The 25,372-nt window shown below is 66.6% G+C and carries 25 protein-coding genes; 15 read left to right on the top strand and 10 right to left on the bottom strand.

The features are described 5' to 3' along the window. Nucleotides 1-26 precede the first annotated feature (26 nt). From ACTJJX_RS16110 to ACTJJX_RS16140, 7 genes are all read left to right on the top strand, one after another. Nucleotides 27-500: a winged helix-turn-helix transcriptional regulator gene (locus ACTJJX_RS16110; protein ID WP_003083753.1), complete on the top strand. Its 474-nt coding sequence runs from the start codon at nt 27-29 to the stop codon at nt 498-500. Between the two features lie 256 nt (nt 501-756). Beyond that, a complete protein-coding gene (locus tag ACTJJX_RS16115) occupies nt 757-1,485 on the top strand; it encodes an SDR family oxidoreductase (RefSeq protein WP_003083755.1) in 729 nt (242 codons plus the stop codon). A 24-nt stretch (nt 1,486-1,509) separates the two neighbouring features. Then, on the top strand, nt 1,510-2,097 hold the full coding sequence (locus tag ACTJJX_RS16120) for a 2-hydroxychromene-2-carboxylate isomerase (protein WP_003119512.1): 588 nt from the start codon (nt 1,510-1,512) through the stop codon (nt 2,095-2,097). Between the two features lie 229 nt (nt 2,098-2,326). Next, entirely contained in the window at nt 2,327-3,676 is a 1,350-nt protein-coding gene (locus ACTJJX_RS16125; RefSeq protein WP_003119513.1) for a C4-dicarboxylate transporter DctA, read from the top strand. A 48-nt stretch (nt 3,677-3,724) separates the two neighbouring features. Beyond that, a complete protein-coding gene (locus ACTJJX_RS16130; RefSeq protein ID WP_003083762.1) occupies nt 3,725-4,411 on the top strand; it encodes a FadR/GntR family transcriptional regulator in 687 nt (228 codons plus the stop codon). Between the two features lie 100 nt (nt 4,412-4,511). After that, entirely contained in the window at nt 4,512-5,246 is a 735-nt protein-coding gene (locus ACTJJX_RS16135) for a GntR family transcriptional regulator (RefSeq protein WP_003117208.1), read from the top strand. 179 nt (nt 5,247-5,425) lie between these two features. Then, nucleotides 5,426-5,836 (top strand): aegerolysin family protein, encoded by a 411-nt coding sequence (locus ACTJJX_RS16140; RefSeq protein ID WP_003101225.1) that lies wholly within the window; start codon nt 5,426-5,428, stop codon nt 5,834-5,836. Nucleotides 5,837-5,867: 31 nt separating this feature from the next. Here ACTJJX_RS16140 and ACTJJX_RS16145 read toward each other — a convergent pair whose 3' ends face one another. From ACTJJX_RS16145 to ACTJJX_RS16160, 4 genes are all read right to left on the bottom strand, one after another. Next, nucleotides 5,868-6,776: a LysR family transcriptional regulator gene (locus tag ACTJJX_RS16145; protein ID WP_016561475.1), complete on the bottom strand. Its 909-nt coding sequence runs from the start codon at nt 6,774-6,776 to the stop codon at nt 5,868-5,870. A 299-nt stretch (nt 6,777-7,075) separates the two neighbouring features. Next, the gene (parE, locus tag ACTJJX_RS16150; protein WP_003121619.1) at nt 7,076-7,357 is read right to left on the bottom strand and encodes a type II toxin-antitoxin system toxin ParE; all 282 of its coding nucleotides are present in this window, start codon (nt 7,355-7,357) and stop codon (nt 7,076-7,078) included. Next, the gene (locus tag ACTJJX_RS16155; protein ID WP_003112628.1) at nt 7,354-7,581 is read right to left on the bottom strand and encodes a CopG family ribbon-helix-helix protein; all 228 of its coding nucleotides are present in this window, start codon (nt 7,579-7,581) and stop codon (nt 7,354-7,356) included. The genes parE and ACTJJX_RS16155 overlap by 4 nt, the downstream gene beginning before the upstream one ends. Nucleotides 7,582-7,756: 175 nt before the next feature. Then, complete coding sequence (locus ACTJJX_RS16160) at nt 7,757-8,377, bottom strand: hypothetical protein (protein WP_003101226.1); 621 nt, start codon at nt 8,375-8,377, stop codon at nt 7,757-7,759. 100 nt (nt 8,378-8,477) lie between these two features. Between ACTJJX_RS16160 and ACTJJX_RS16165 the strand changes: the two genes are divergently transcribed. Both ACTJJX_RS16165 and ACTJJX_RS16170 read left to right on the top strand, forming a co-directional pair. Beyond that, nucleotides 8,478-8,978: an LEA type 2 family protein gene (locus ACTJJX_RS16165; RefSeq protein ID WP_003112629.1), complete on the top strand. Its 501-nt coding sequence runs from the start codon at nt 8,478-8,480 to the stop codon at nt 8,976-8,978. A 72-nt stretch (nt 8,979-9,050) separates the two neighbouring features. Then, a complete protein-coding gene (locus ACTJJX_RS16170) occupies nt 9,051-9,392 on the top strand; it encodes a zinc ribbon domain-containing protein YjdM (RefSeq protein WP_003101229.1) in 342 nt (113 codons plus the stop codon). A gap of 81 nt (nt 9,393-9,473) precedes the next feature. Here the strand turns inward: ACTJJX_RS16170 and gabP are convergent, their stop codons facing one another. From gabP to bauA, 4 genes are all read right to left on the bottom strand, one after another. Continuing rightward, the gene (gene gabP / locus ACTJJX_RS16175) at nt 9,474-10,901 is read right to left on the bottom strand and encodes a GABA permease (protein ID WP_003083784.1); all 1,428 of its coding nucleotides are present in this window, start codon (nt 10,899-10,901) and stop codon (nt 9,474-9,476) included. A gap of 168 nt (nt 10,902-11,069) precedes the next feature. Further along, complete coding sequence (locus ACTJJX_RS16180) at nt 11,070-12,563, bottom strand: CoA-acylating methylmalonate-semialdehyde dehydrogenase (RefSeq protein WP_003083788.1); 1,494 nt, start codon at nt 12,561-12,563, stop codon at nt 11,070-11,072. 83 nt (nt 12,564-12,646) lie between these two features. Next, nucleotides 12,647-12,934: a beta-alanine degradation protein BauB gene (bauB, locus tag ACTJJX_RS16185; protein ID WP_003083790.1), complete on the bottom strand. Its 288-nt coding sequence runs from the start codon at nt 12,932-12,934 to the stop codon at nt 12,647-12,649. Then, nucleotides 12,934-14,280, bottom strand: coding sequence for a beta-alanine--pyruvate aminotransferase (gene bauA / locus ACTJJX_RS16190; protein ID WP_003083801.1), 1,347 nt, complete (start codon nt 14,278-14,280; stop codon nt 12,934-12,936). The genes bauB and bauA overlap by 1 nt, the downstream gene beginning before the upstream one ends. A 134-nt stretch (nt 14,281-14,414) precedes the next feature. On the opposite strand from bauA, the gene bauR reads away from it, so the two are divergent. Continuing rightward, nucleotides 14,415-15,332 (top strand): HTH-type transcriptional activator BauR, encoded by a 918-nt coding sequence (gene bauR / locus ACTJJX_RS16195; RefSeq protein ID WP_003083805.1) that lies wholly within the window; start codon nt 14,415-14,417, stop codon nt 15,330-15,332. A gap of 112 nt (nt 15,333-15,444) precedes the next feature. Here bauR and guaD read toward each other — a convergent pair whose 3' ends face one another. Further along, the gene (gene guaD, locus ACTJJX_RS16200; protein ID WP_003142418.1) at nt 15,445-16,815 is read right to left on the bottom strand and encodes a guanine deaminase; all 1,371 of its coding nucleotides are present in this window, start codon (nt 16,813-16,815) and stop codon (nt 15,445-15,447) included. Between the two features lie 1,110 nt (nt 16,816-17,925). On the opposite strand from guaD, the gene ACTJJX_RS16205 reads away from it, so the two are divergent. The 5 genes from ACTJJX_RS16205 to ahpF all read left to right on the top strand — a co-directional run bounded on the left by ACTJJX_RS16205 (nt 17,926) and on the right by ahpF (nt 23,980). Beyond that, a complete protein-coding gene (locus tag ACTJJX_RS16205) occupies nt 17,926-19,497 on the top strand; it encodes an ABC transporter ATP-binding protein (RefSeq protein ID WP_014833854.1) in 1,572 nt (523 codons plus the stop codon). Continuing rightward, nucleotides 19,497-20,594: an ABC transporter permease gene (locus tag ACTJJX_RS16210; RefSeq protein ID WP_003107144.1), complete on the top strand. Its 1,098-nt coding sequence runs from the start codon at nt 19,497-19,499 to the stop codon at nt 20,592-20,594. The genes ACTJJX_RS16205 and ACTJJX_RS16210 overlap by 1 nt, the downstream gene beginning before the upstream one ends. 21 nt (nt 20,595-20,615) lie before the next feature. Further along, nucleotides 20,616-21,542 carry an ABC transporter permease gene (locus ACTJJX_RS16215; protein WP_003083821.1) on the top strand — a complete coding sequence of 309 codons (927 nt, stop codon included), beginning with the start codon at nt 20,616-20,618 and terminating at the stop codon, nt 21,540-21,542. 164 nt (nt 21,543-21,706) lie between these two features. Continuing rightward, complete coding sequence (gene ahpC / locus ACTJJX_RS16220; RefSeq protein ID WP_003083828.1) at nt 21,707-22,270, top strand: alkyl hydroperoxide reductase subunit C; 564 nt, start codon at nt 21,707-21,709, stop codon at nt 22,268-22,270. Nucleotides 22,271-22,414: 144 nt separating this feature from the next. Continuing rightward, the gene (gene ahpF, locus ACTJJX_RS16225; protein WP_003083830.1) at nt 22,415-23,980 is read left to right on the top strand and encodes an alkyl hydroperoxide reductase subunit F; all 1,566 of its coding nucleotides are present in this window, start codon (nt 22,415-22,417) and stop codon (nt 23,978-23,980) included. 79 nt (nt 23,981-24,059) lie between these two features. Here ahpF and ppk2 read toward each other — a convergent pair whose 3' ends face one another. After that, nucleotides 24,060-24,956 (bottom strand): polyphosphate kinase 2, encoded by an 897-nt coding sequence (gene ppk2, locus ACTJJX_RS16230; RefSeq protein ID WP_003121626.1) that lies wholly within the window; start codon nt 24,954-24,956, stop codon nt 24,060-24,062. Nucleotides 24,957-25,372 lie beyond the last annotated feature (416 nt).

Raw genomic sequence — 25,372 nt, forward strand, 5'->3', positions numbered from 1 at the left:
CTTTGCCGAACGGCTGGAGGTGTCTCATGCGTTGGGAAGAACTGAGCGAACAACCCTGTTCGCTGGCGCGGGTGCTGGCGATCCTCGGCGATCGCTGGACCCTGCTGGTATTGCGCGACTGCTTTCTCGGCGTGCGCCGTTTCGACGACTTCGAGCGCAGCCTCGGCGTGACCCGTCACGTCCTCGCCGACCGCCTCAAGCGCCTTGTCGAAGCGGAGATACTGGCCAAGGTGCCCTACCAGGAAAGGCCGCTGCGCGAGGAATACCGGCTTACCGAGAAAGGGATGGAACTGTACCCGGCCATCCTTTCCCTGGTGAACTGGGGCGACCGCCACCTCGCCGGCGTCGAGGGGCCGCCACTCGAGCATGTGCACAAGCATTGCGGCCAGCACATGCATGGCGTGCTGGTCTGTTCCGAATGCGGTGAGCCGCTGCACGCGCGGGACGTGACGGTACGCGAGGGGCTGTTCTGGAAGGGGCGCCTGCTGCGGCGCGGCTGAGCGTTCCAGGCCTGGCCGCCGACGCGAATCGGCGGATAAACGCCGATGGCGTTACGGCAGGAAGGACGCTGTCGTACCAGGCTCCGCCGACCGGTCCCCTCTCTTCAGGGAGAGGACGTGCCGGGCAGGCCGGGACAGGCAGAGTAATTGGTGCGCGGATATCACTCGAGCCCTTGCCAGTTGACAAGTTCCTTTTAAGAACTAACTATCGTCTCTATTGGGTTCTAAAAAAGAACTAACAAGAGAGGCCTCTGCAATGACCCAGCGCAAAGCGGTTCTGGTAATGGGCGCCGGCGACGCCACCGGTGGCGCCATCGCCCGGCGGTTCGCCCGCGAGGGCTACGTGGCGTGCGTCGCCCGGCGCAACGCGGAGAAGCTGGAGCCGCTGGTGCAGGCCATCCGCGACCAAGGCGGCGAGGCCCTGGCCTGCGGCTGCGACGCACGCCAGGAGCAGCAGGTGATCGACCTCTTCGCCCGCATCGAGGGTGAGGTCGGTGCGCTGGAGGCGGTGATCTTCAACGTCGGCGCCAACGTCTGGTTCCCGATCACCGAAACCACCGAACGGGTCTATCGCAAGGTCTGGGAGATGGCCGCCTTCGGCGGCTTCCTCACCGGCCGCGAGGCGGCGCGGGTGATGCTGCCGCGGCAGCGCGGAACGATCATCTTCACTGGCGCCACCGCCTCGTTGCGCGGCCGCGCGCATTTCGCCGCGTTCTCCGGCGCCAAGTTCGCCCTGCGTGCCCTGGCCCAAAGCATGGCGCGCGAGCTGGGGCCGAAGGGCATCCACGTCGCCCACCCGATCATCGACGGCGCCATCGACACCGACTTCATCCGCGAAACCCTGCCCGAGCTGTACAAGCGCAAGGAGCAGGACGGCATCCTCGATCCCGAGCACATCGCCGAGACCTACTGGCAGATCCACTGCCAGCCGCGCGACTGCTGGGTGCACGAACTGGACCTGCGCCCCTGGATGGAAACCTTCTGATCCCCGCCACGGAAAGAGCCACGCATGAGCAAGCAAATCGAGTTCTTCTTCGACTTCGGCAGTCCCACCACCTACCTCGCCTGGACCCAACTGCCGCGCATCGCCGCCGCCCATGGCGCGAGCATCGCCTGGCGGCCGATGCTGCTGGGCGGCGTGTTCAAGGCCACCGGCAACCATTCGCCGATCGAGGTGCCGGCCAAGGGGCGCTACACCCTCCACGACCTGGCGCGCTATGCGAAACGCTACGGCGTGCCGCTGGCCTTCAACCCGGCCTTCCCGATCAACACCCTGACGCTGATGCGCGGCGCCCAGGGCTATCTCGGCGGCGAAGGGTTCCAGCCCTACCTGAAAGCGGTGTTCGAAGCGTTGTGGGTACGACAGCAGAACCTCGGCAAGCCCGAGGTGGTCGCCCAGGTGCTGGCGGAGGCTGGGTTCGATCCGGATGAGTTCCTCCGCCTGGTTGGCGACGAGCAGGTCAAGGAGGGGCTCAAGGCGACCACCGAAGAGGCGGTGCGGCGCGGCGTCTTCGGCGCGCCCAGCTTCTTCGTCGGCGACCAGTTGTTCTTCGGCCAGGATCGCCTCGATTTCGTCGCCGAGGCCCTCGCCGGCTGACCTCCCCTTCCCCGCGGCGAGCCGCTCTGGCCCGCCGCCTTGCGCCATCCGAGCGCCCTCCTCCCGGCTGCGGCCCGCGCGTGCCGTGGTTCCTGGCCATTCGTCGCGCCCGCCGATAGCGGCTTGTCAGGCTGACTTCTTTGCGTATAGGCTGAACTGGTCAGACCGGTAATACCACAATAAAAATGCGTTCATCGCCCGCCTCCGCGAGGCCCGATGGAAGCGCCGAATGGAGACTCCTGCGATGTTCATCAAGCGCTGTTCCCGCTCGATATTCCTGCAAGTCGTGATTGGCCTGGTGATAGGCGTGATCTGCGGGGTCGGCATTCCCGACCTGGCCGTGCAGATGAAGCCGCTGGGCGATGGCTTCATCAAGCTGATCAAGATGCTCATCGCACTGATCGTCTTCTGCGTGGTGGTCAACGGCATCTCCGGCGCCGGCGACCTGAAGAAGGTCGGCCGCATCGGCCTGAAGTCGGTGATCTACTTCGAAATCCTCACCACCATCGCCCTGGTCCTCGGCCTGGTGGTCGCCTACAGCCTGGGCCTGGGCAGCGGCGCCAACATCCATCTCAACGAACTGCCCGCCGGCGACGTCGCCCTGTATACCGGGCGCACCCAGGAGATCCACGGCCCCGTGGCATTCCTCATGGGGCTGATCCCGACCTCTGTGTTCAGCGCCTTCGCCGAGAACGACATCCTCCAGGTCCTGCTGTTCTCCGTGCTGTTCGGCAGCGCCCTGAACCTGGTCGGCGAGCAGGCCAGCGGCGTGGCCCGCCTGATCAACGAATTCAGCCACATCGTGTTCCGCATCATGGGCATGATCGTGCGCCTGGCACCGCTCGGCGTGTTCGGCGCGGTGGCCTTCACCACCGCCCGCTACGGCGTCGACTCGCTCAGCCACCTGGGCGCGCTGGTGCTGGTGTTCTACGCCACCTGCCTGGTCTTCGTCATGGCGGTGCTCGGTAGCGTCCTGCGTCTCTCCGGGGTGCGCATGCTGCCGTTCCTGCGCTACTTCCGCGAAGAGCTGCTGATCGTGATGGGCACCGCCTCCTCCGACGCGGTGCTGCCGCAGGTGATGCGCAAGCTCGAGCACATGGGCATCCGTAGCTCCACGGTAGGCCTGGTGATTCCCACCGGCTACTCGTTCAACCTCGACGGATTCTCGATCTACCTGACCCTGGCGGTGGTGTTCATCGCCCACGTCACCGGCACGCCGCTGGCGATGACCGACCTGGTCACCATCCTGCTGGTTTCGCTGGTCACCTCCAAGGGCGCCCACGGCATTCCCGGCTCGGCCCTGGTGATCCTCGCCGCCACCCTCACCGCGGTGCCGGCGATCCCGGTGGCCGGCCTGGTGCTGGTGCTTTCGGTGGACTGGTTCATGGGCATCGGCCGCGCGCTGACCAACCTGATCGGCAACTGCGTGGCCACCGTGACCATCGCCCGCTGGGAAAACGACATCGATATGCCGCGCGCGCAGGCCATACTCGACGGGCGCCTGGAGGCGCCGGCCAAGGCCGACGGCGAGCCGCTCAAGCGCAGCGCGGTGGCCGGGGAAGGCAAGCTGCATGGCTGACGCGCCGAGGCGCGTTGCACGTCCGATTGGCAAGTAAAGGGAGGCGACATGTTTTCTTCGTCCAAGCTGGTCAACGCGGTTGCCCAGCGCCTGCTCGACACCATCGAGCAGGGTCGCTGGGTCGCCGGCCAGATGTTGCCCGGCCAGCGCGAGCTGGCTGAGCAGATGGAAATCAGCCGGCCGAGCCTGCGCGAGGCGATCATGGTCCTGGAGACCCTGGGCGTGGTCCGTTCGCTGCCGGGCAAGGGCGTGATGGTCCTCGAACGCAGCGAACCGCTGCGCGAGGTCGCGGCGCCCGGCGAGGCGACCATGGAAGACGTCCTGCAACTGCGCTATGCGCTGGAGCCGTTCATCGTCGGCATCGTCGCGCAGAGCGCCGGGGCGGCGGAGATCAGCGAACTGCGGCTGTTGCTGCTGGACCTGCGCGAAGCGGTCGAGGATGGCGACCCGCAGGCTCTGGTTGAGGCCTACACGGCCTTCCACCGGCGCCTGGTGAAGCTCACCTCGAACCCGATCTTCCTCAGCGTTTCCGAACAGATCGGCAGCGCCCTGGAACGCAGCGACAACCTGGTGCGCCGCCAGCCGGAATACGCCGAGGAGATCCTCCAGGAACACGACGCCATCCTCCGTGCGATCCGCCAGCACGACAGCGAGCGGGCGAGCCAGGCGATGCGCCAGCACATCCTCAACGAAGGCGCGCGCCTGAACATCGACCTGCGCTTGCCGCAGGTCTGATCGCCCGCGCCAGGGTTCCAACCCGGGACCGTCGCGGCGCCCGGACGGCTTTCGTCCGCCGCCTGCGAAGGCCCACAAGCACGACTCGACAGGTGTGAACATGGTCGGATTCGAAGCACGTACCCAGCAGGGCGCCGCGCTGCGCCCCACCAGCCATTTCGTCTACGAAAGCATCTACACGGCAATCCTGGAAAAGCGCCTGGCGCCGGCCGCCAAGCTGAGCAAGGAAACCCTCGGGCAGATCTTCCGGGTCAGCAACGGCACCATCCAGCGTGCCCTCACCCGTCTCGCCGAGGACGGCGCGGTGGTGATGCCGCCGAAGGAGGTCGCCAGCGTCGCCCGCCCGGACGAGCGCCAGGCGCGGCAGGTGCTGGACGCGCGCCTGCTGGTGGAAAGCGAAGTGGTGCGGCAACTGCCCGCGGGGCTGGATCCCGCCGCCCTTGCCGAGCTACGGGCGCTGGTCGACGAGGAGCAGGCTTGCCTCGCGGCCCGCGACAGCGCCGGGCTGATCCGTCTCGCCGGGCGCTTCCACCTGCGCCTGGCCGAACTGACCGAGAATCCCTTGCTGCAGGGTTTCGTCCGTGGCCTGGTGGCACGCGCCTCGCTGGACATCGCGCTGAACAAGGGGGCGGTCTATACCGCCGAGGCCTGCGCCGCGCAGCGCGCCCTGCTCGATGCCCTGGAGGACGGCGACAGCGCGGCGGCGGCTGCGCTGATGGACGCTTACCTGCGAGGCCTGTTCGCCCGCATGCGCTTCCTGCCTCCACCCACCACCGACCTGCGCGAGGCATTCGGCATGAAGGCCCCTCGCGGGGAAAAACGCCGGAGGGCCTGACCTCCCCGGCCGCCGCCTAGCAGATCTGGCAGGCGGTGGTGGCTGGTGGCCAGCCTATAGTGAAGCGGGTCAGGGATGGCGCCGTGCTGGTCGAAGTAGCCAAGGGTCCGTTGTGAGCGCCCGGTCCTGTCCGTGACGTCCTACAGGAAGCTGTGAACGCATGGTTAACGGAGATCGACATGGCATACGCAGAATGGATCGCAGTGAAGGTCGTGGTATCCAAATCCATCGGCACGGTGGGCATCCGCAACGCCACCTTGCAATGGGGCAAGTTCTACCGCTACACCAACAAGGACGACGAGATTTCCACCGAGGAAGTCAGCAGCATGAACGTGCAGGCCGGCAGCCCGCAATGGATCGCCTCCTGCGGACGGGAGAACGCTTCGTCCGGCACCCAGGGCAGCTTCGACTGCTACGACGGCAACACCAAGATGGGCACCTTCAGCTGGGATGACCCGTGGAAATCCGGCGCCACCAACACCTGGAGCTTCACGCCGGCATCGGCGGACTATGCTGGCATCACCAGCGGCGGCAACGCCACGGGCACGGACATCGGCGAGGTCACCCTGACCCTCGGCCGCTTCTCCTGACGGTACCTGGAGCTGGCCGGCAGTCCGTCGGTCAGCTCCAGCGCTCATCCCCGTCCGTGGCGAACGCTCGCCGCAGCGCCTCGATGGCGACCTTCACCTTGGCCGGCTGGGCCTCGCGCCGTGGCGTCACCGCATAGATGCCGAGCCCGGGAATCCTCCACTCCGGCAATAGCTGTTGCAGGCGCCCGTCGTTCAGCGCGTCGCGCACCTCCGGCAGCGGCTGGTAGGACACGCCGAGTCCGTCGAGGGTGAACTGACGCACCGCGAGCATCCCGTTGGCGGCCACCCGTGGCTCCAGGCGCAGTTTGCAGACTTCCCCGCCCGGCCCGCTGAGCGTCAGGTGGTTGAGGTGGTTCGAGGTGTTCAGGGAAATCCAGTCGACCTCGGTCAACTGCTCCGGACGGTTGATGGGCGCCCGTTGGCGCAAATAGGCCGGCGCCGCGCAGAGCACGCTGCTCCAATCGCCGAGGTGGCGCGCCACCAGGCTGGAGTCGGCGAGATGGCCGACGCGTATCGCCAGGTCGATGCGCTCGGCGACCAGATCGATGCGCTCGTCCTGGAAGAACAGCTGCAGGCGCAACTGGCGGTGGTTCTCCAGCAACGGCTTCAGCGCCTGGGTGATCAGCGTGCCGGAGAACCCCACCGGCGCCGCCAGGCGCAACTCACCCACCGGCGCATCGCGCCATTCGCCAAGCCGCCGCTCGGCTTCCTCGGCGATCGCCAGCATCTGCGCGCAACTGCGATAGAACGCCTCGCCGGCCTCGGTCAGGGTCAGCCGGCGGGTGGTGCGATGCAGCAAAGTGACCTGGGCGCGGCTCTCCAGCTTGCGGATCTGCTGGCTGACTGCCGAAGGGGTCATGCCCAGGCTCTGGGCCGCGGCTGCCATCGAGCCCTTGTCCACCACAGTGGCGAAGATCGCCATGCCTTTCAGCGAATCCATGCCGGTTCCTCCTTGCGGGAGACTGCGCCTGGGGAAAAATCACCGGAAAAAGCGCGAGAAAGCATGCCCAGCGGGCGAGGTCGTCGAGTTACGGAAAAATACGGACGCGTATGGGAGCGAAGCATGAGTCAGCCAAAGAACTAATCAGGTCGCAGTGGTCGCAAGTTGGTCGCCCTCATTGGCCCGGTCGAAAAATGTCCATTTTTTGTAAGTTATGGATGTTTTGTCCGAAGTAAGCTACTCAGTACAAGTCAAGGGAAATATTCATTTTGAAACATCTTGTAACCGTGTGACCACTTTCAGGGGGTAATTTCGACCCTGTCGATGCGCAAAATCTGGATTTCCTTGCCTTTAACCCGAAACGGGGCGCTGAACGGCCAGCGCTCCAGGGTCAGGGTGCGTACGCCTGGCACCTCGCTGGGCCGCCCTGCCCCCTGGTTGGCTACCTGCTGCAGCGGTTTCACCTGCTCGACGATGTCCTGAACGGCTTTCAGAGCTTTTTCCGGGCCGATCAGCACGACGTAATGGTCGTAGATGGTGTCCAGGTCGGCGGCCGCCTTGCGGGTCCACTTCAGGCTCATTGCAGCCCCCAGCGCTTCTCGATCTCGATGTGTTCCAGCAGGCGACCGGCATTGGCATCGGCCAAGCCTTCATCGATGGCAGCGACCTGCCACTGCTGCCTTTCCAGGTACTGCGCGAGCGCCTGCCGCAGGTGGTAGGGGCGGTCGCGGTGGGTGGCGCGGGCCAGTTCGTCGAGGGCCGCGACCAGGGCGTCATCGGCGCGGAACGAGACTACGGTGCTCATTTTCTGATCAACTTCGTTTTCGATGTATACGGTGTTTACAGTGAAAACGAATGTATACGAAAGCTTTCGGGCGAGCAATCGCCCGGCTGTTTCGTCCGTCGAAAAAACCTTTATCGATCAGTGGGTTGAATGAGGAGCCCGCCCCGAGCGGGGCGGGCGGAAGGACGGCGTGGGATTACCAGGCCTGGTTGAAGTGGAAGCCCTGCCTGGGCGAGAAGCGGGTGTTGACGAGCTTGTAGCCTTCCTCGCCGCGTGGCTTGACCAGCGAGACCTGGCCGACCTGCGGTTGGGTGATCTGTTGCAGGGTGGTCAGGCTGGCCTGCTTGAGCACCTCGGGGTTCTTCGCCCAGTCCTTCACTTCGCGTGGCTTGACCTCGACGGTGACCAACCAGCCCTTTTCCACGGCCGGGCCGTAGTCGTCGGGCTTGGCGGGGTCCACCGAACGGACGCTGACGTCGAAGCCGCTGCTGTAGCAGAAGGCCTTCGACTCGGGCTTGTAGTCCTCGCGGCCGGCGGGCGTGAGGTCGTAGGAATCGCCGTCGCGGCGCAGCAGGCCGACGCCGACCAGCGCGTCGTAGACCGCGGCGTTGCCTTTCGCCGGGCCGGGGCCGGAGAAGCTGTCGGAGAGCGTCACCGGGAACGTCTTGAACAGGGTGGAGCTGGCGCAGGCGGGTTTGTCGAAGCCGCGCTCGGCGAGCAGGCGGGCGATCTCCTCGCTGGACGGAGCGGAGTCCGAGCAGGCGGCGAGGAACAGTGGGAGGGCGGCGACGAGGCCGCGCAGAACGCGTGTAGGCATGGGCATGTCCTTTGTCCATTGGCGCAGCCGGATCGGCTGCGCGGCGAATTCTAGCGGCTGTGGCACCATGGGCGCACATTCGACCCAAGGAGGAGAACCCATGCGCCTGCCTGCGAACCTCGGCCGCCTGCTGCCGGCCCTGTGCCTGGGCGTCCTGTTGAGCGCCTGCAGCACCTTCGGCCAGCGCGATCCGTTGCGTATCGACCTGGTCGGCCTGGAACCCCTGCCGGGGCAAGGCATGGAGATGCGCTTCATGGTCAAGCTGCGGGTACAGAACCCCAACGACGAGCCGATCGAATACAACGGCATCGCCCTCGACCTCGACGTCAACGGCCAGCCCCTGGCCAGCGGCGTCAGCGACCAGACCGGCGAGGTGCCGCGCTTCGGCGAGCGGGTGGTGAGCGTGCCGCTGACCGTCTCCGCCTTTTCCGCCTTCCGCCAGGCCTGGGGCCTGAGCAACAACGCTCCGACCCAGGGCATGCCCTACGTGGTGAAGGGCAAGCTCGCCGGAGGCCTGTTCGGCACCGTGCGCTTCAGCGAAAAGGGCACCCTCGACTTCTCCGGGCCGGCCGTCGGCGCGCCGAAGACCAAGGGGCTCTGAGGCGGTTCGGCAGGGGAGCGAGAAACCCTATATAATCTGCGGTTTTCGTCCCCCTGCTGAAGAGAGAATGCCGTGAGCACGCTGCCGCCCTGTCCCCAATGCAACTCCGAATACACCTACGAGGATGGTGCGCTGCTGGTCTGCCCGGAGTGCGCCCATGAATGGTCGCCGAACGAGGCCGCTACGGCGTCCGATGATGGCAAGGTGATCAAGGATTCGGTGGGCAACGTTCTCCAGGACGGCGATACCATCACCGTGATCAAGGACCTGAAAGTGAAAGGCTCCTCGCTGGTGGTGAAGGTCGGCACCAAGGTGAAGAACATCCGCCTGGTGGACGGCGACCACGACATCGATTGCAAGATCGACGGCATTGGCGCGATGAAGCTGAAATCGGAATTCGTCAGGAAGGTCTGAGACGACCTTGCCTGAAGAAGCCCGGCCATTGGCCGGGCTTTTCTTTGGAGGGCTGTCTGGGTTATTCCCCCGGTGGTGGACTCAGACCCGCGCCGTCTTCCCGGCGTAGTCCTCGCCGAGGCGCGGCTTGCGTCGCGCGTTGAGCAGCCCGAGGCAGACGGTGAAGATCGTCAGCAGAGCGGTGGCGAACACCTCGTGACGGTGCTCCGGCATGATCAGCATGATGCTCAGCGCGGCGACGATGAACAGGATCACCGCCCAGGTCAGCCAGGGATATAGCCACATGCGGAACTCGATGGGCTGGCCGCTGGCCTGCAATTGCTTGCGCATGCGCAACTGGGCCACGGCGATCACCAGGTACACCAGTAGCGCCACGGCGCCGGAGCTGGCGAGGAGGAAGGTGAAGACCTTCTCCGGTGCGAAGTAGTTGACGATGGTGGTGAGGAAGCCCACCGCGGTGCTGGCCAACACCGCCGGGCGTGGTACGTGGGCGGTGTTGGTCAGCTTGAGCACGCTCGGGGCGTCGCCGCGCTTGGCCAGGGAGAAGACCATCCGCGACGAGGTGTAGATCGCCGAGTTCAGGCAACTGGCCACGGCGACCAGTACCACCAGGTCGACGATCAGCTTGGCGTGCGGGATGTCTAGCAGCTCCAGGGCGCGCTGGTAGGAGCCGACCTGGATCAGCAGCGGGTCGTTCCACGGCACGATGGAGATCACGATGAAGATCGACACCAGGTAGAACAGGCCGATCCGCCAGATCACCGAGTTGGTGGCGCGGGTGATCTGCTTCGCCGGGTCCTTGGACTCGGCGGCGGCGATGGTGACGATCTCGGTGCCCATGAAGCTGAACATGGTCGTCAGCAGGGCGCCGAGCACCGCGCCGTAGCCGTTCGGCACGAAGCCGCCGTGGCTCGCCATCAGGCTGGACAGGCCGCTGACCTCACGCTCCGGCAGGCCGCCGACGATGGCCACCGCGCCGAGCACGATGAAGGCGATGATGGCGATCACCTTGAGCAGCGCGAACCAGAACTCGAACTCGCCGTAGCGGGCCACGCTGAAGAGGTTGGTGACGGTGAGCAGGAAGGTCACCGCGAGGGCGAAGATCCAGGTGTCGATGGCCGGGAACCAGGCGTTGAGGATGGCCGCGGCGGCGATCGCTTCGAGTGGGATCACCAGCACCCAGAACCACCAGTAGAGCCAGCCGATGGTGAAACCGGCCCAGCGGCCGATGGAGCGGTCGGCGTAGGTGGAGAAGGAACCGGTATCGGGGGAGGCGACCGCCATTTCGCCGAGCATGCGCATGACCAGCACCACCAGGGTGCCGGCGATCAGGTAGGCGAGCAGGGCGGCCGGGCCGGCGGCGGCGATGGCATGGCCGGAGCCGACGAACAGGCCGGCGCCGATCACCCCGGCGATCGACAGCATGGTGACGTGGCGTTGTTTCAGGCCGGGCGCGAGCGAGGCGTTGCGCTTGTTCGGCAGTTGTGAAGCCAGTACGACTTTGGACATCGTTGAGACCCTTTAATTGTTCTTGGGCAAGGTCTGGGCCGCCTTGTGGGCGACGCCATGGGTGCGGCCGTGGGTGAGGTTTCACGGCGGTGGAACGTTGCGGACTCCTGATTGCGGAAAAAGAAAAAAGGCATGGTCGTTACCGACCATGCCTGTCGTCGTCAGCCTTCAGAGGCTGGGGAAGGCGAATTGCGAGGCCTCGTGGCTGGCCCGCTGCGGCCAGCGCTGGGTGATGGCCTTGCGCCGGGTGTAGAAGCGCACGCCGTCCGGGCCGTAGGCGTGGAGGTCGCCGAACAGCGAGCGCTTCCAGCCGCCGAAGCTGTGGTAGGCCACCGGCACCGGCAGCGGGACGTTGACGCCGACCATGCCGACCTCGATCTCGTCGCAGAACAGGCGTGCGGCCTCGCCGTCGCGGGTGAAGATGCAGGTGCCGTTGCCGTATTCGTGGTCGTTGATCAACTGCATGGCCTCTTCCAGGCTGTTGACGCGAACCACGCACAGCACCGGGCCGAAGATCTCTTCCTTGTAGATGGTCATTTCCGGGGTCACCCGGTCGAACAGGCTGCCGCCGAGGAAGAAGCCGTTCTCGTGGCCGGCGACCTGGTAGCCGCGGCCGTCCACCACCAGCTCCGCGCCCTGGGCCACGCCGCTGTCGATGTAGCCGGTGACCTTGGCCTGCGCGGCGGCAGTGACCAGCGGGCCCATGTCGAGGCCGCAGGAAGTGCCGGCGCCGATCTTCAGCGCCTTGATCTGCGGAACCAGCTTGGCGATCAGCGCGTCGGCCACCTGGTCGCCGACGCATACCGCCACCGAGATCGCCATGCAGCGCTCGCCGCAGGAGCCGTAGGCGGCACCCATCAACGCGCTGACGGCGTTGTCGAGGTCGGCGTCGGGCATCAGCACCGCATGGTTCTTCGCGCCGCCCAGGGCCTGCACGCGCTTGCCGCGCTTGGTGCCCTCGGCATAGATGTATTCGGCGATGGGGGTCGAGCCGACGAAGCTGATGGCCTTCACTTCCGGCGCCTGGAGTAGGCCGTCCACGGCTTCCTTGTCGCCGTGCACCACGTTCAGCACGCCCTTCGGCAGGCCGGCTTCGTGGAACAGCTCGGCGATCAGCAGGGTGGAGCTGGGGTCGCGCTCGGAGGGCTTGAGGATGAAGGTGTTGCCGCAGGCGATGGCCAGCGGGTACATCCACAGCGGCACCATCGCCGGGAAGTTGAACGGGGTGATCCCGGCGACCACGCCGATCGGCTGGAAGTCGCTCCAGGCGTCGATGTTCGGGCCGACGTTGCGGCTGTACTCGCCCTTGAGGATTTCCGGGGCGGCGCAGGCGTACTCGACGTTCTCGATGCCGCGCTTGAGTTCGCCGGCGGCGTCTTCCAGGGTCTTGCCGTGCTCTTCGCTGATCAGCTTGGAAATCCGCGCCTCGTTCTGCTCCAGCAGTTGCTTGAAGCGGTACAGCACCTGTGCACGCTTGGCCGGCGGGGTGTTGCGCCAGGCCGGGAAAGCGGCCTTGGCGGCATCGATGGCTTTCTGCAGGGTCTTGCCGTCGGCCAGCGGGACCTTGTGGATGGCTTCGCCGGTGGAGGGGTTGAAGACGTCGGCGCTGCGGCCGTTGTCGGCGACCATTTCGCCGTTGATCAGGTGGTGGAGGGTGCCCATCTTGTCTTGTTCTCTCTTCGCTAGGGGTGACGAAAGGGCCGTGGCCCTTTCCCTTTACCCGCTCCCTGGGGAGCGGGTGCGGATTACTTGATCTCGGTCTCGACGAAGACCACTTCGTGTGCGCTGGCGTTGATCACGTTGTGCTCGACGCCGGCCTTGCGGAAGTAGGCCTGTCCGGCGACCAGCGGCGCGTGGCGGTCGCCCTCGGGGGTTTCCAGCAGCAGCGTGCCGTCGGTCAGCGGTACCACCACATAGTCGTGGCCGTGGCGGTGGCGCCCGGTTTCCGCGCCGGGGGCGAAGCGCCATTCGGTCACGATCACCTCGGCGTTGTCCACCTGCACGGTGGGTACGGCTTGCGGGCGGCCGCTCATCAGGCGATGCCGTTGAGCGCTTCGCCGACCGCGTCGAACAGGCGGTCCAGCTCTTCCGGCCTGGCGTTGAAGGTCGGGCCGAATTGCAGGGTATCGCCGCCGAAGCGCACGTAGAAACCCTGTTGCCAGAGCTTCATGCCGGCCTCGAACGGACGTACGGTCGGATCGCCGTCGCGCGGGGCGATCTGGATCGCGCCGGCCAGGCCGCAGTTGCGGATGTCGATGACGTTCTTCGCGCCTTGCAGGCCGTGCAGGCCCTTCTCGAAGTGCGGCGCCAGCTCGGCGGACTGCTGCACCAGGTTGTCCCTGGCCAGGATGTCCAGCGCGGCGAGGCCGGCGGCGCAGGCGACCGGGTGCGCGGAGTAGGTGTAGCCGTGGCTGAACTCCACCGCGTGCTCGGGCAGCGCCTGGTTCATGAAGGTGTCGTAGATCTCGCTGCTGGCGATCACCGCGCCCATCGGCACGGCGCCGTTGGTGACCTGCTTGGCGACGTTCATCAGGTCCGGGGTGACGCCGAAGTACTCGGCGCCGCTGTAGGTGCCCAGGCGGCCGAAGGCGGTGATCACCTCGTCGAAGATCAGCAGGATGTTGTGCTGGTCGCAGATCTCGCGCAGGCGCTGCAGGTAGCCGACCGGCGGTACCAGTACGCCGGCGGAGCCGGACATCGGCTCGACGATCACCGCGGCGATGTTCGAGGCGTCGTGCAGTTCGATCAGCTTGAGCAGCTCGTTGGCCAGCTCGACGCCGCCGGTCTGGGCCATCCCGCGGGTGAACGCCATGCCCGGTTGCAGGGTGTGCGGCAGGTGGTCGACGTCCATCAGCTGGCCGAACATCTTGCGGTTGCCGCCGATCCCGCCGAGGCTGGTGCCGGCGACGTTGACCCCGTGGTAGCCGCGGGCGCGGCCGATCAGCTTGGTCTTCTGCGGCTGGCCTTTCAGGCGCCAGTAGGCGCGGGCCATCTTGATCGAGGTGTCGGCGCACTCGGAGCCGGAACCGGTGAAGAACACGTGGTTCAGTTCGCCTGGCAGCAACCCGGCGATCTTCTCGGCCAACTGGAAGGACAGCGGATGGCCGTACTGGAAGCCCGGCGAGTAGTCGAGGGTACCGAGCTGGCGAGCCACCGCCTCCTGGATTTCCTTGCGCGAGTGGCCGGCGCCGCAGGTCCACAGGCCGGACAGGCTGTCGTAGACCTTGCGACCCTTGTCGTCGGTCAGCCAGCTGCCTTCGGCGGCGACGATGATCCGCGGGTCCTTCTGGAAGTTGCGGTTGGCGGAGAAGGGCATCCAGTGGGCGCGCAGGTTGAGTTCGCTGGAAACCGGCGGGGCCACGTTGAGCGGCTGGTTCATCGTTCGATCCTCGGGCTTTCTTGTTGGAAGGTTCCGCGCACGCGGCGGCGGAGCGTTGGATCAAGCTTGGCCCTGACGAAAGGTTAGATAAAGCTTATTCTTCTCACGTTTAGTTTCGACTGGGTAAAACAATAATGGCCAAATCCCGCAACCCGTCGCTCGGCCAGGTCAGCGATTTCGATATCCGCCTGCTGCGCATCTTCAAGACCATCGTCGAGTGCGGCAGTTTCTCCGCCGCGGAGAGCACTCTCGGCCTCAGCCGCTCGGCGATCAGCCTGCACATGGGCGACCTGGAGAAGCGCCTGGGCATGCGCCTGTGCCAGCGCGGCCGCGCCGGCTTCGCCCTGACCGACGAGGGCCGCGAGGTCTATCGCGCGACCCAGACCCTGCTGGCGGCGCTGGAGGGGTTCCGCGCCGAGGTCAACGACCTGCACCAGCACCTGCGCGGCGAACTCAACATCGGCATCATCAACAACCTGGTGACCCTGCCGCAGATGCGCATCACCCACGCTCTCAGCGCGCTCAAGGGGCAGGGACCGCAGGTGCGGATCAACATCGGCATGACCACCCCCAACGAGATCGAACTGGGCGTGCTCGACGGCCACCTGCATGTCGGCGTGGTGCCGTTGATCAGTCCGCTGTCGGGGCTCGAGTACCTGCCGCTGTATGACGAGCACGCGCAGCTCTATTGCAGCCGCGGCCACGCACTGTTCGAGCGCGCCGACGGCGATATCGCGGTGGACGAGGTGCTCGCCGCGGACGCCGTGGCGCCCAGCTACCGCCTGCCCGCCGAAGCCCAGGCGCGCCACCAGGAGCTGAACAACAGCGCCAGCGCCTCGGACCGTGAGGGCATGGCATTCCTGATCCTGACCGGCAACTTCATCGGCTACCTGCCGTCGCACTACGCTGCCGACTGGGTCGCCGCCGGGATGCTGCGGCCCCTGCTGCCGGAGCGTTTCCACTATGCCATCGCGCTGACCATCGTGACCCGCAAGGGACGCCGGCCGAACCTGGTGCTGGAGCGCTTCCTGGAGGCGGTGGCGGTGTCGTGAGGGCGCGGATGGAGTAACGCGAGCTTCGGCCGCCCGCCGAACGGCGTCTTTTCTCTACGGCGCGAGGAGGTGGCATGCAGCGACGGGCCGAGCCAACGCGGGAAAGAGACTCTCACCCCTTCACATGGCGCCGCTCCCCCATCACCCAGGTCTCCGCCACCGCGCGGTCGTCGCCCAGGGTGTTCAGCACGAACAGGGTATCGGCCAGGCCGCGCGCATGCTCCATGCGCTGGGCGATCATCGGCGTGGCGGCCAGGTCGAGGGCGACGAAGTCGGCTTCGCGGCCGGGCAGGAAGTTACCGACCAGGCCGTCCAGGTCGAGCGCCCTGGCGCCGCCGAGGGTGGCCAGGTAGAGCGCCTGGAACGGATCGAGGCTGGTGCCGCGCAATTGCTGGATCTTGTAGGCGTCGGCGAGGTTGGCCAGCAGCGACAGGCTGGTGCCGCCGCCGACGTCGCTGCCGATGCCGACGCGGATGCCGTATTGCTGGGCGCGGCCAAGGTCGAACAGGCCGGAGCCGATGAACAGGTTGGAACTGGGACAGTGCGCCAGCGCCGCGTTCTTGTGCGCCAGGCAGCGGCATTCGCGTTCGGAGAGATGGATGCCATGGGCGAACACGCTGCGTTCGCCGACCAGGCCGGCGCGATGATAGACGTCCAGGTAGTCCTGCGCCTGGGGAAACAGCTCGCCGACCCAGGCGACTTCCTTGAGGTTCTCCGAAAGATGGGTGTGCAGGTAGACGCCGGGATACTCGTCCAGCAGGCGCGCCGCCGCGGCCAGTTGCTCGGGCGAGGAGGTCGGCGCGAAGCGCGGGGTGACCGCGTATTGCAGGCGCCCGTTGCCGTGCCAGCGCTCGATCAGCGCGCGGCTCTCGGCGTAGCCACTGGCCGCGGTATCGCACAGCGCCGGCGGCGCGTTGCGGTCCATCAGCACCTTGCCGGCGATCATCCGTAGGCGGCGCTTCTGCGCGGCCTGGAAGAATGCCTCGGCGGATACCGCATGGACCGTGCCGAACACCAGCGCGGTAGTGGTGCCGTGGCGCAGCAGTTCGTCGAGGAACAGCTCGGCCTGGGCGGCGGCGTAGCCGGCATCGGCAAAGCGCTGCTCGGCGGGAAAGGTGTGGGTTTCCAGCCAGTCCAGCAGTTGGGTGCCGTAGGAGGCGATCACTCCGAGTTGCGGGTAATGCACATGGCAATCGACGAAGCCGGGCAGCAGCAGGCGCTGCGGATGCTCCTCCAGCGGCAGGTCGGCGGGCAGTTGCGGCAGCAGGTAGGTTGCGTGATCGAGCGCGCGCACGTGGCCGTGTTCGATCCACAGCAGGCCGTCCTCGAAATACTCCCAGGCCTTGTCGCCGAGTTTCGCCGGGTCGCCGAGGAAATGCAGGATCCGCCCGCGATGAGCCGAACTGCTCATCGCGCTCCCGCCGTGGTCGGAGTGCAGGATAAGTGGGGGGACGAAGTTGCCAGCAGGTACTGCATCGTTCATCTCCTCTGCTGCCGGAATGGCGCTTTCGCCTCTTTAGTCCGGGAAATCGACGGAAATATCCCGTCTTTGGCGCGTGATCTCGCTTCCGCCATTATGCACTGTGCGCATGCTGTGGATAAGTCTGTGTGTAGCGCGTGTGCGGAAAGATTGCACGAGCCATTGCGGGATGTGCCCATCTGGCTTCCGGCAGGCGATCCGCGGAAAGCGTTCCGGCACCTTGAATCCGCCTTGCGAAATGCCCGGTCGGCAACTGGCGCTTCTGTGGGTTTGTCTGTGGAAAAGCTGTTCGCATTCCCCGTTGAAAAAATGCCTTCGGCGGTCGGGGGAAAGGCATTGGACGGAGCCGCAGGATTTCTCCCGGTTGGCGAAAGAGCCAGGGAAAAGGTGCTGTGGAATGCGCCACGACGGTGCATCGCGAAACTGTGGACAGCGGATCCACCCATGGCGCCGCCGAGCATGCTTCCGTCGATCGCCGCGGACTTTCCTGGAAAGCCGGAAAACCCAGTATTCATGGGCATCATGGCGTCTAAAGGGGAAGTCCTGGAGACATTTTCACGGGCATTCCCGTTCCGCGGGTTTCCTGTGGAAAAGCTGTTGGCAAACTGTGCCGGAAGCGGGCCGCCGGGGCTGCCCCAGGGATTCGGCCGACCCGTGGCTTGGCCGGGAGAGATCGTCCTGCCGTGCTCCTCCGAACGGCTGTCGATATCTTGTGGATAAAGCTGTTGGCAAAGTGTTGGAGAAAATGCCTTGCCAGGTCGCGCCCATGGCCTGCCGGGTTGGCTGTTTTCTGTCCATCGCCAATGTTGCGAAAATCGCCGGGACGATCGGCGCGGGAGGCTTCCCAAGGTCCCGGATGGGCTCCCGACACGCTGTGGATAACTCTGTGAGCAAGGTGGTGATGACTGCTTTGCGACAAATGCTCACGTGGGTGCGCCGCAGGGTTGCCCGCAAATGTGCCGCGGCGTCCCAGGCGTGCCCCGGCTTGGTGCCGCTCGGCGCGGGAGCCTGGCCCGTGGCTCCCGGTGCAAGCCGCGTTCCAGGGCTTTCCTGACCTCCTGGCCAGGTATTTGCACCGGCCGCCGCATCGTCGAGCAACCGATCGGGTCCGCCATGTCCGCACCTTCCTCCTTCGCGCCGCCGCGCCTCGAACTGCGCGGGATCAGCAAGCGTTATCCGGGTTGCCTGGCCAACGACCGCATCGACCTGTGCATCGACGCCGGCGAGATCCACGCCCTGCTCGGTGAGAACGGCGCCGGCAAGAGCACGCTGATGAAGATCATCTACGGCGTGACCCGTCCCGATGCCGGCGAGATCCGCTGGCAGGGCGAGCCGGTGCAGGTACGCGACCCGGCTCGCGCCCGGGCGCTGGGGATCGGCATGGTGTTCCAGCATTTCTCCCTGTTCGAGACGCTCAGCGTGGCGGAGAACATCGCGCTCGCCCTCGGCGCCGAGGCGGGCAGCCCGCGCCGGTTGGAGGCGCGTATTCGCGAGGTGTCGCAGCGCTACGGCATGCCGCTGGAGCCTCGCCGGCTGGTCCATGGGCTGTCCATCGGCGAGCGCCAGCGGGTGGAGATCGTGCGCTGCCTGATGCAGGACATCCGCCTGCTGATCCTCGACGAGCCGACCTCGGTGCTGACCCCGCGCGAGGCCGAGGATCTCTTCGTCACCCTGCGCCGTCTTGCGGAGGAGGGCTGCAGTGTCCTCTTCATCAGCCACAAGCTGGCCGAGGTCCGTGCGCTCTGCCAGCGCGCCACGGTGCTGCGCGGCGGACGGGTGGCCGGACAGTGCGTGCCGGCGCAATGTTCCGATCTCGAGCTGGCGCGGCTGATGGTGGGCGACGCCGAGGGCCTGGCGGCGGAGTATCCGAAGGCTACCGGCGGCGCGCCTTTCCTCCAGGTGCGCGACCTGCACTGGCGCAACCCGGACCCCTTCGGCGTGTCCTTCACCGGCCTCGATCTGGAGGTGCGCAGCGGCGAGATCCTCGGTATCGCCGGGGTCGCCGGCAACGGCCAGGACGAGTTGCTCGCTCTGCTCAGCGGCGAAGTGCGCCTGCCGCGCGCCCAGGCCGAGCGCATCCGCCTCGGCGGCTGCGCCGGCGCGCACCTGGCGCCGGATGCGCGGCGCCGCGCCGGCCAGGCCTTCGTGCCCGCCGAGCGGCTGGGGCACGGCGCGGTGCCGGAGATGAGCCTGGCGGACAATGCGCTGCTCACCGCCTTCCAGCAGGGTCTGGTGAAGCGCGGGTTGGTCCGGCGGCGCAAGGTGCTGGCGCTGGCCGAGGAGATCATCCGCCGTTTCGCCGTGAAGACCCCGGGTGCCGGGGCGCCGGCACGCAGCCTTTCCGGCGGCAACCTGCAGAAGTTCATTCTCGGCCGCGAGATCCTCCAGGCCCCGCGCCTGCTGGTGGCGGCGCATCCCACCTGGGGCGTGGACGTCGGCGCGGCGGCGCTGATCCACCGCGCGCTGATCGCCTTGCGCGATGCCGGTACGGCGATCCTGGTGGTCTCCGAGGACCTCGACGAGCTGTTCCTGCTCAGCGACCGCATCGCCGCGCTGTGTTCGGGTCGGCTGTGCCCGGCGGTCGCCACCGCGAGCGCTTCGCCGCAGCAGGTCGGCGGCTGGATGGCCGGTCAATTCGAGGCGCCGGCGGCGGTCGCCGGCGCCGTTGCCCAAGGGAGCCTGTGATGCTGTTGTCCCTGGAACCGCGCGGCCGGCAGTCGCGCTGGATGCTGCTGGCCTCTCCGCTGCTGGCGGGGTTGCTGACCCTGGTCTGCGGCGCGCTGCTGTTCGCCTGTCTCGGCCACGATCCCTGGCAGACCCTGCATACCGTGCTGGTACAGCCGCTCAGCGACCTCTATGGGCTCGGCGAGCTGCTGGTCAAGGCCATGCCGATCCTGCTCTGTGCCCTCGGCCTGGCACTGGCCTACCAGGCGCGCGTGTGGAACATCGGCGCGGAGGGCCAGTTGCTGGTCGGCGCCCTGGCCGGCAGCGCGGTGGCGATCCAGTTGCTCGACTGGCAGAGCCGCTGGGCGCTGGCCTGGGTGCTGCTCGCCGGCACCGCTGCCGGGGCGCTCTGGGCCGGGTTCGCCGCCTGGCTGCGAACGCGCTTCAACGCCAACGAGATCCTGACCACCATCATGCTCAACTACATCGCGCTGAACCTGCTGCTGTACGGCGTGCACGGGCCGTTGAAGGACCCGGATGGCTTCAACTTCCCGCAGTCGGCGCTGTTCGGCGAGGCCAGCCGCCTGCCGGCGCTGTTCGAGGACAGCCGGGTGCACCTTGGCGCATTGTTCGGCCTGCTGGCGCTGGCGGCGGTCTGGGTGCTGGCGCAGCGCAGCTTCCTCGGTTTCCAGGTCCGCGTGCTCGGCCTCGACCGCCGCGCCGCCGGTTTCGTCGGTTTCCGCGAGAAGCGCCTGGTCTGGTTCGTGCTGCTGTTCTCCGGCGCGCTGGCAGGCCTGGCCGGCGTCTGCGAGGTCGCCGGGCCGATCGGCCAACTGGTGCCGCAGGTCTCGCCGGGCTACGGCTATGCGGCGATCACCGTGGCCTTCCTTGGCCGTCTCAATCCGTTCGGCATCCTCTGCGCCAGCCTGCTGATGGCGTTGCTCTACCTCGGCGGCGAGGCCGCGCAGATGAGCCTCAACCTGCCGTTGGCGCTGACCGGGCTGTTCCAGGGGATGATGCTGTTCTTCCTCCTCGCCTGTGACGTGCTGATCCTCTACCGCCCACGTTTGCACGGACGCTGGCGCAAGCGCCCGGCGCTGCGCGACGCCCTGGCCTGACCGAACCGCCGAGGAACCACGATGGATATCGATCTGCTCGACAACCTGCTGTTCGCCATGGTCCGCACCGGTACTCCGCTGCTGCTGGTGGCCCTGGGCGAACTGGTCTGCGAGAGAAGCGGGGTGCTCAACCTGGGCCAGGAGGGGATGATGCTGTTCGGCGCGGTGATCGGCTTCATGGTCGCCTTCTCCAGCGGCAGCCTGTGGCTCGGCGTGCTCCTCGCGGTGCTCGCCGGCATGCTGCTGGCGGCGCTGTTCGCCGGGGTCGCCCTGTACCTGAACGCCAACCAGGTGGCCTGCGGCCTGGCGCTGACCATCTTCGGCGTCGGCCTTTCGTCGTTCGTCGGCGCCGCCTGGGTCGGCAAGCCGCTGCAAGGGTTCGCCCCGCTGGCGCTGCCGGTGCTGGGCGAGTTGCCGCTGCTCGGGCGCATGCTGTTCGCCCAGGACGCGCTGGTCTACCTGAGCCTGGCGCTGTTCGCCGCGGTCGCCTGGATGCTCCTGCGCAGCCGCGCCGGGCTGGTTCTCCAGGCGGTCGGCGAGAACCCTGACGCGGCCAGCGCGATGGGCCTGCCGGTGCTGCGCGTGCGCACCCTGGCGGTGCTCTTCGGCGGCGCCATGGCCGGCCTGGCCGGTGCCTACCTGTCGCTGGCCTACACGCCGATGTGGGCGGAGAACATGACCGCCGGACGCGGCTGGATCGCCCTGGCGCTGGTGGTCTTCGCCAGTTGGCGGGTGTTCCGCGTGCTGCTCGGTGCCTGGTTGTTCGGCCTGGCCAGCATCCTGCACCTGGTGGCCCAGGGGATCGGGCTGTCGATTCCGGCCAACCTGCTGGCGATGCTGCCCTATGCGGCGACCATCCTGGTGCTGGTCCTGCTCTCCCGCGATGCCCTGCGCACCCGGCTGTATGCCCCGGTTTCCCTGGGCCAGCCGTGGAAGGCCGGGCACTGACGAGGGCAGGTTCTTCGATTAGTTGTTTTAACTATTTATATATTCTTCGATAGATTTAGATAATTTCACTGATGGCCTAAATCAATGGGGCATTTTTGCCGAACCCCGTTAAGATTCTCCCAGTCGATTTGAAACACCCCATTCAACTGAGAGAGGAACGACTGATGTCCCTGATCAACACTCAAGTCCAACCGTTCAAGGTCAACGCTTTCCACAACGGCAAGTTCATCGAGGTGACCGAGGAATCCCTGAAGGGCAAGTGGTCGGTCCTGATCTTCATGCCGGCTGCCTTCACCTTCAACTGCCCGACCGAGATCGAAGACGCCGCCAACAACTACGGCGAGTTCCAGAAAGCCGGTGCCGAGGTCTACATCGTGACCACCGACACCCACTTCTCGCACAAGGTCTGGCACGAAACCTCCCCGGCAGTCGGCAAGGCCCAGTTCCCGCTGATCGGCGACCCGACCCACCAGCTGACCAACGCCTTCGGCGTGCACATCCCGGAAGAAGGCCTGGCCCTGCGCGGTACCTTCGTGATCAACCCGGAAGGCGTGATCAAGACCGTCGAGATCCACTCCAACGAGATCGCCCGTGACGTCGGCGAGACCGTGCGCAAGCTGAAGGCCGCCCAGTACACCGCCGCCCACCCGGGCGAAGTCTGCCCGGCCAAGTGGAAGGAAGGCGAGAAGACCCTCGCTCCGTCCCTGGACCTGGTCGGCAAGATCTAAGACCGCGCCGGCGGCATTCGCCGCCAGCCTCTCCGGCGGACGATCCCTCGCGGATCGTCCGCCCTTCACCCAGCCAACGCGCCGTGCAGGGCGGATGTCCCATCCGCCGGGGATACGTTTGCCCGAATTTCGAGGAGCTGAACCATGTTGGACGCCAATCTTAAAACCCAGTTGAAGGCCTACCTGGAAAAGGTCAGCCAGCCGTTCGAGATCGTCGCGTCCCTCGATGACAGCGACAAATCCCGCGAGTTGCTGGGCCTGCTGCAAGACATCGTCGGCCTGACCGACAAGATCACCCTGAAGACCGACGGCAGCGATGCGCGCAAACCGTCGTTCTCGCTGAACCGCCCCGGTGCGGACATCGGCCTGCGCTTCGCCGGTATCCCCATGGGCCACGAATTCACCTCGCTGGTGCTGGCCCTGCTGCAGGTAGGCGGCCACCCCTCCAAGCTCGACGCGGACGTGATCGAGCAGGTCAAGGGCATCGAGGGCACCTTCGAGTTCGAAACCTACTTCTCGCTGTCCTGCCAGAACTGCCCGGACGTGGTCCAGGCGCTGAACCTGATGGCCGTGCTCAACCCGAACATCCGTCACGTCGCCATCGACGGCGCGCTGTTCCAGGATGAGGTCGAGGCGCGCCAGATCATGTCGGTGCCGAGCATCTACCTCAACGGCGAAGTCTTCGGCCAGGGCCGCATGGGCGTGGAAGAGATCCTCGCCAAGATCGACACCGGCGCCGCCGCCCGCGACGCCGAGAAGCTGACCGCCCGCGACGCCTTCGACGTGCTGGTGGTCGGCGGTGGCCCGGCCGGAGCCGCGGCGGCGATCTACGCCGCGCGCAAGGGCATTCGCACCGGCGTCGCCGCCGAGCGCTTCGGCGGCCAGGTGCTGGACACCATGGCCATCGAGAACTTCATCTCGGTGCAGGAGACCGAAGGGCCGAAGCTGGCGCGGGCGCTGGAAGAGCACGTGCGTCACTACGAGGTCGACATCATGAACCTGCAGCGCGCCAGCAAGCTGGTTCCGGCGAAGAACACCGGCGAGTTGCACGAGGTGCAGTTCGAGAGCGGCGGCAGCCTCAAGGCCAAGACCCTGATCCTCGCCACCGGCGCTCGCTGGCGCGAAATGGGCGTGCCCGGCGAGCAGGAGTACAAGGCCAAGGGTGTGTGCTTCTGCCCGCACTGCGACGGCCCGCTGTTCAAGGGCAAGCGCGTGGCGGTGATCGGCGGCGGCAACTCTGGCGTCGAGGCGGCCATCGACCTGGCCGGCATCGTCGCCCACGTGACCCTGCTGGAATTCGACAGCAAGTTGCGCGCCGACGCCGTGCTGCAACGCAAGCTCTACAGCCTGCCGAACGTCGAGGTGATCACCAGTGCCCTGACCAGCGAAGTGAAGGGCGACGGCCAGAAGGTCACCGGCCTGGTGTACAAGGACCGCAACTCCGAGGAGTTCAAGTCGATCGAGCTGGAAGGTATCTTCGTGCAGATCGGCCTGCTGCCCAACACCGAGTGGCTCAAGGGCAGCGTCGAGCTGTCGCCGCGCGGCGAGATCATCGTCGACGCCCGTGGCGAGACCTCGCTGCCCGGCATCTTCGCCGCCGGCGACGTGACCACGGTGCCGTACAAGCAGATCGTGATCGCCGTGGGCGAGGGCGCCAAGGCTTCGCTGAGCGCCTTCGACCACCTGATCCGGACCTCCGCGCCGGAGTGACCCGGCCAGCGACCGTCGAACCAGGGACGCCCGGAGCGCGAAAGCGCCCCGGGCGTTTTCGTTGGCGCGACCGCCCGCCTCAGGCCGGGATATCCAGGTTCGCGTGGCCCGGCGCGGCGGCCGCCTCGGCGTAGACCTTCTCGTCCTCCTCGATCACCCGCGAGGCCGGCCCCACCAGCAACGGGTCCGGCTCATGGGCGATGCGCCGGTCCTTGTCCGGGTAGTCCAGCGAGTGCAGGAAGTGGCGGATGCAGTTGAGTCGTGCGCGCTTCTTGTCGTCGGACTTGATGACCGTCCACGGCGCGTCGGCGGTGTCGGTATGGAAGAACATCGCCTGCTTGGCGGCGGTGTAGTCGTCCCACTTGTCCAGAGACTTGATGTCGATGGGCGACAGCTTCCAGTGCTTGAGCGGATCGTCGCGGCGCGAGATGAAGCGCCGCAGTTGTTCCTCGCGGCTCACCGAGAACCAGTACTTGAACAGCAGGATGCCGCTGTTGGTGAGCATGCGCTCCAGCTCCGGCGCCTGGCGCATGAACTCCAGGTATTGCAGCGGCGAACAGAAGCCCATGACCCGCTCGACGCCGGCGCGGTTGTACCAGGAGCGGTCGAAGAAGACCATCTCGCCGGCGGTGGGCAGATGTTGGATGTAGCGCTGGAAATACCACTGGCCCTGCTCCTGGGAGGACGGTTTCTCCAAGGCTACGATCCGCGCGCCGCGCGGGTTCAGGTGTTCCATGAAGCGCTTGATGGTGCCGCCCTTGCCGGCGGCGTCGCGGCCTTCGAACAGGACCACCACGCGCTGGCCGGTCTCCTTCACCCAGCTCTGCACCTTGAGCAGTTCGATCTGCAGGTCGTGCTTGGCCTTCTCGTACTCGTTGCGGCGCATCCGCGTGTGATAGGGATAGTTCGCCGGCAGGCTCGCCGAGGTGCTGTCCTCGCTGCTGCCGTGGGGCGCACTGGCGACCTGCAGGGCCACCGGCTTCTGGCTGATTGCCTGGATCTCCTCGCGGGCCTTCTGCGCCGGGCTGGCCACTCGCGGGCGGCGGGTCGCCGGCTTGCGCGGGGCGCGGCGGGCGGCTGGCCGGGCCGGCTTGGCCGGCTGCGCGGCGGGTTGCTCGGGGGAGGGGGGACTGACAGTGGGTTCTTCGCTCATGCGGGACTCCTTCCGTTCTACGTTTTCAGCTATGCAGTCCCCCACTCTATGCCCCTGCCGGGAGGCGTCCGTTGACCCCCATCAAACCGCGCCCGGCCGCCACCGGGAGGAAAGCCTTACACCTCTCCAGAAATCCCTTGTAGGATATCGCCACGCGCGTGGCGCCCCGTCGTCGCCCCGCGGACCTGGATCAGCAGACAGGGTGAACACTGAGCTGGCTCTCATCAACCGAGGGCCGG

It is taken from the genome of Pseudomonas sp. 22490 (genome assembly GCF_052044465.1).
Taxonomy (GTDB): Bacteria; Pseudomonadota; Gammaproteobacteria; order Pseudomonadales; family Pseudomonadaceae; genus Pseudomonas; species Pseudomonas aeruginosa.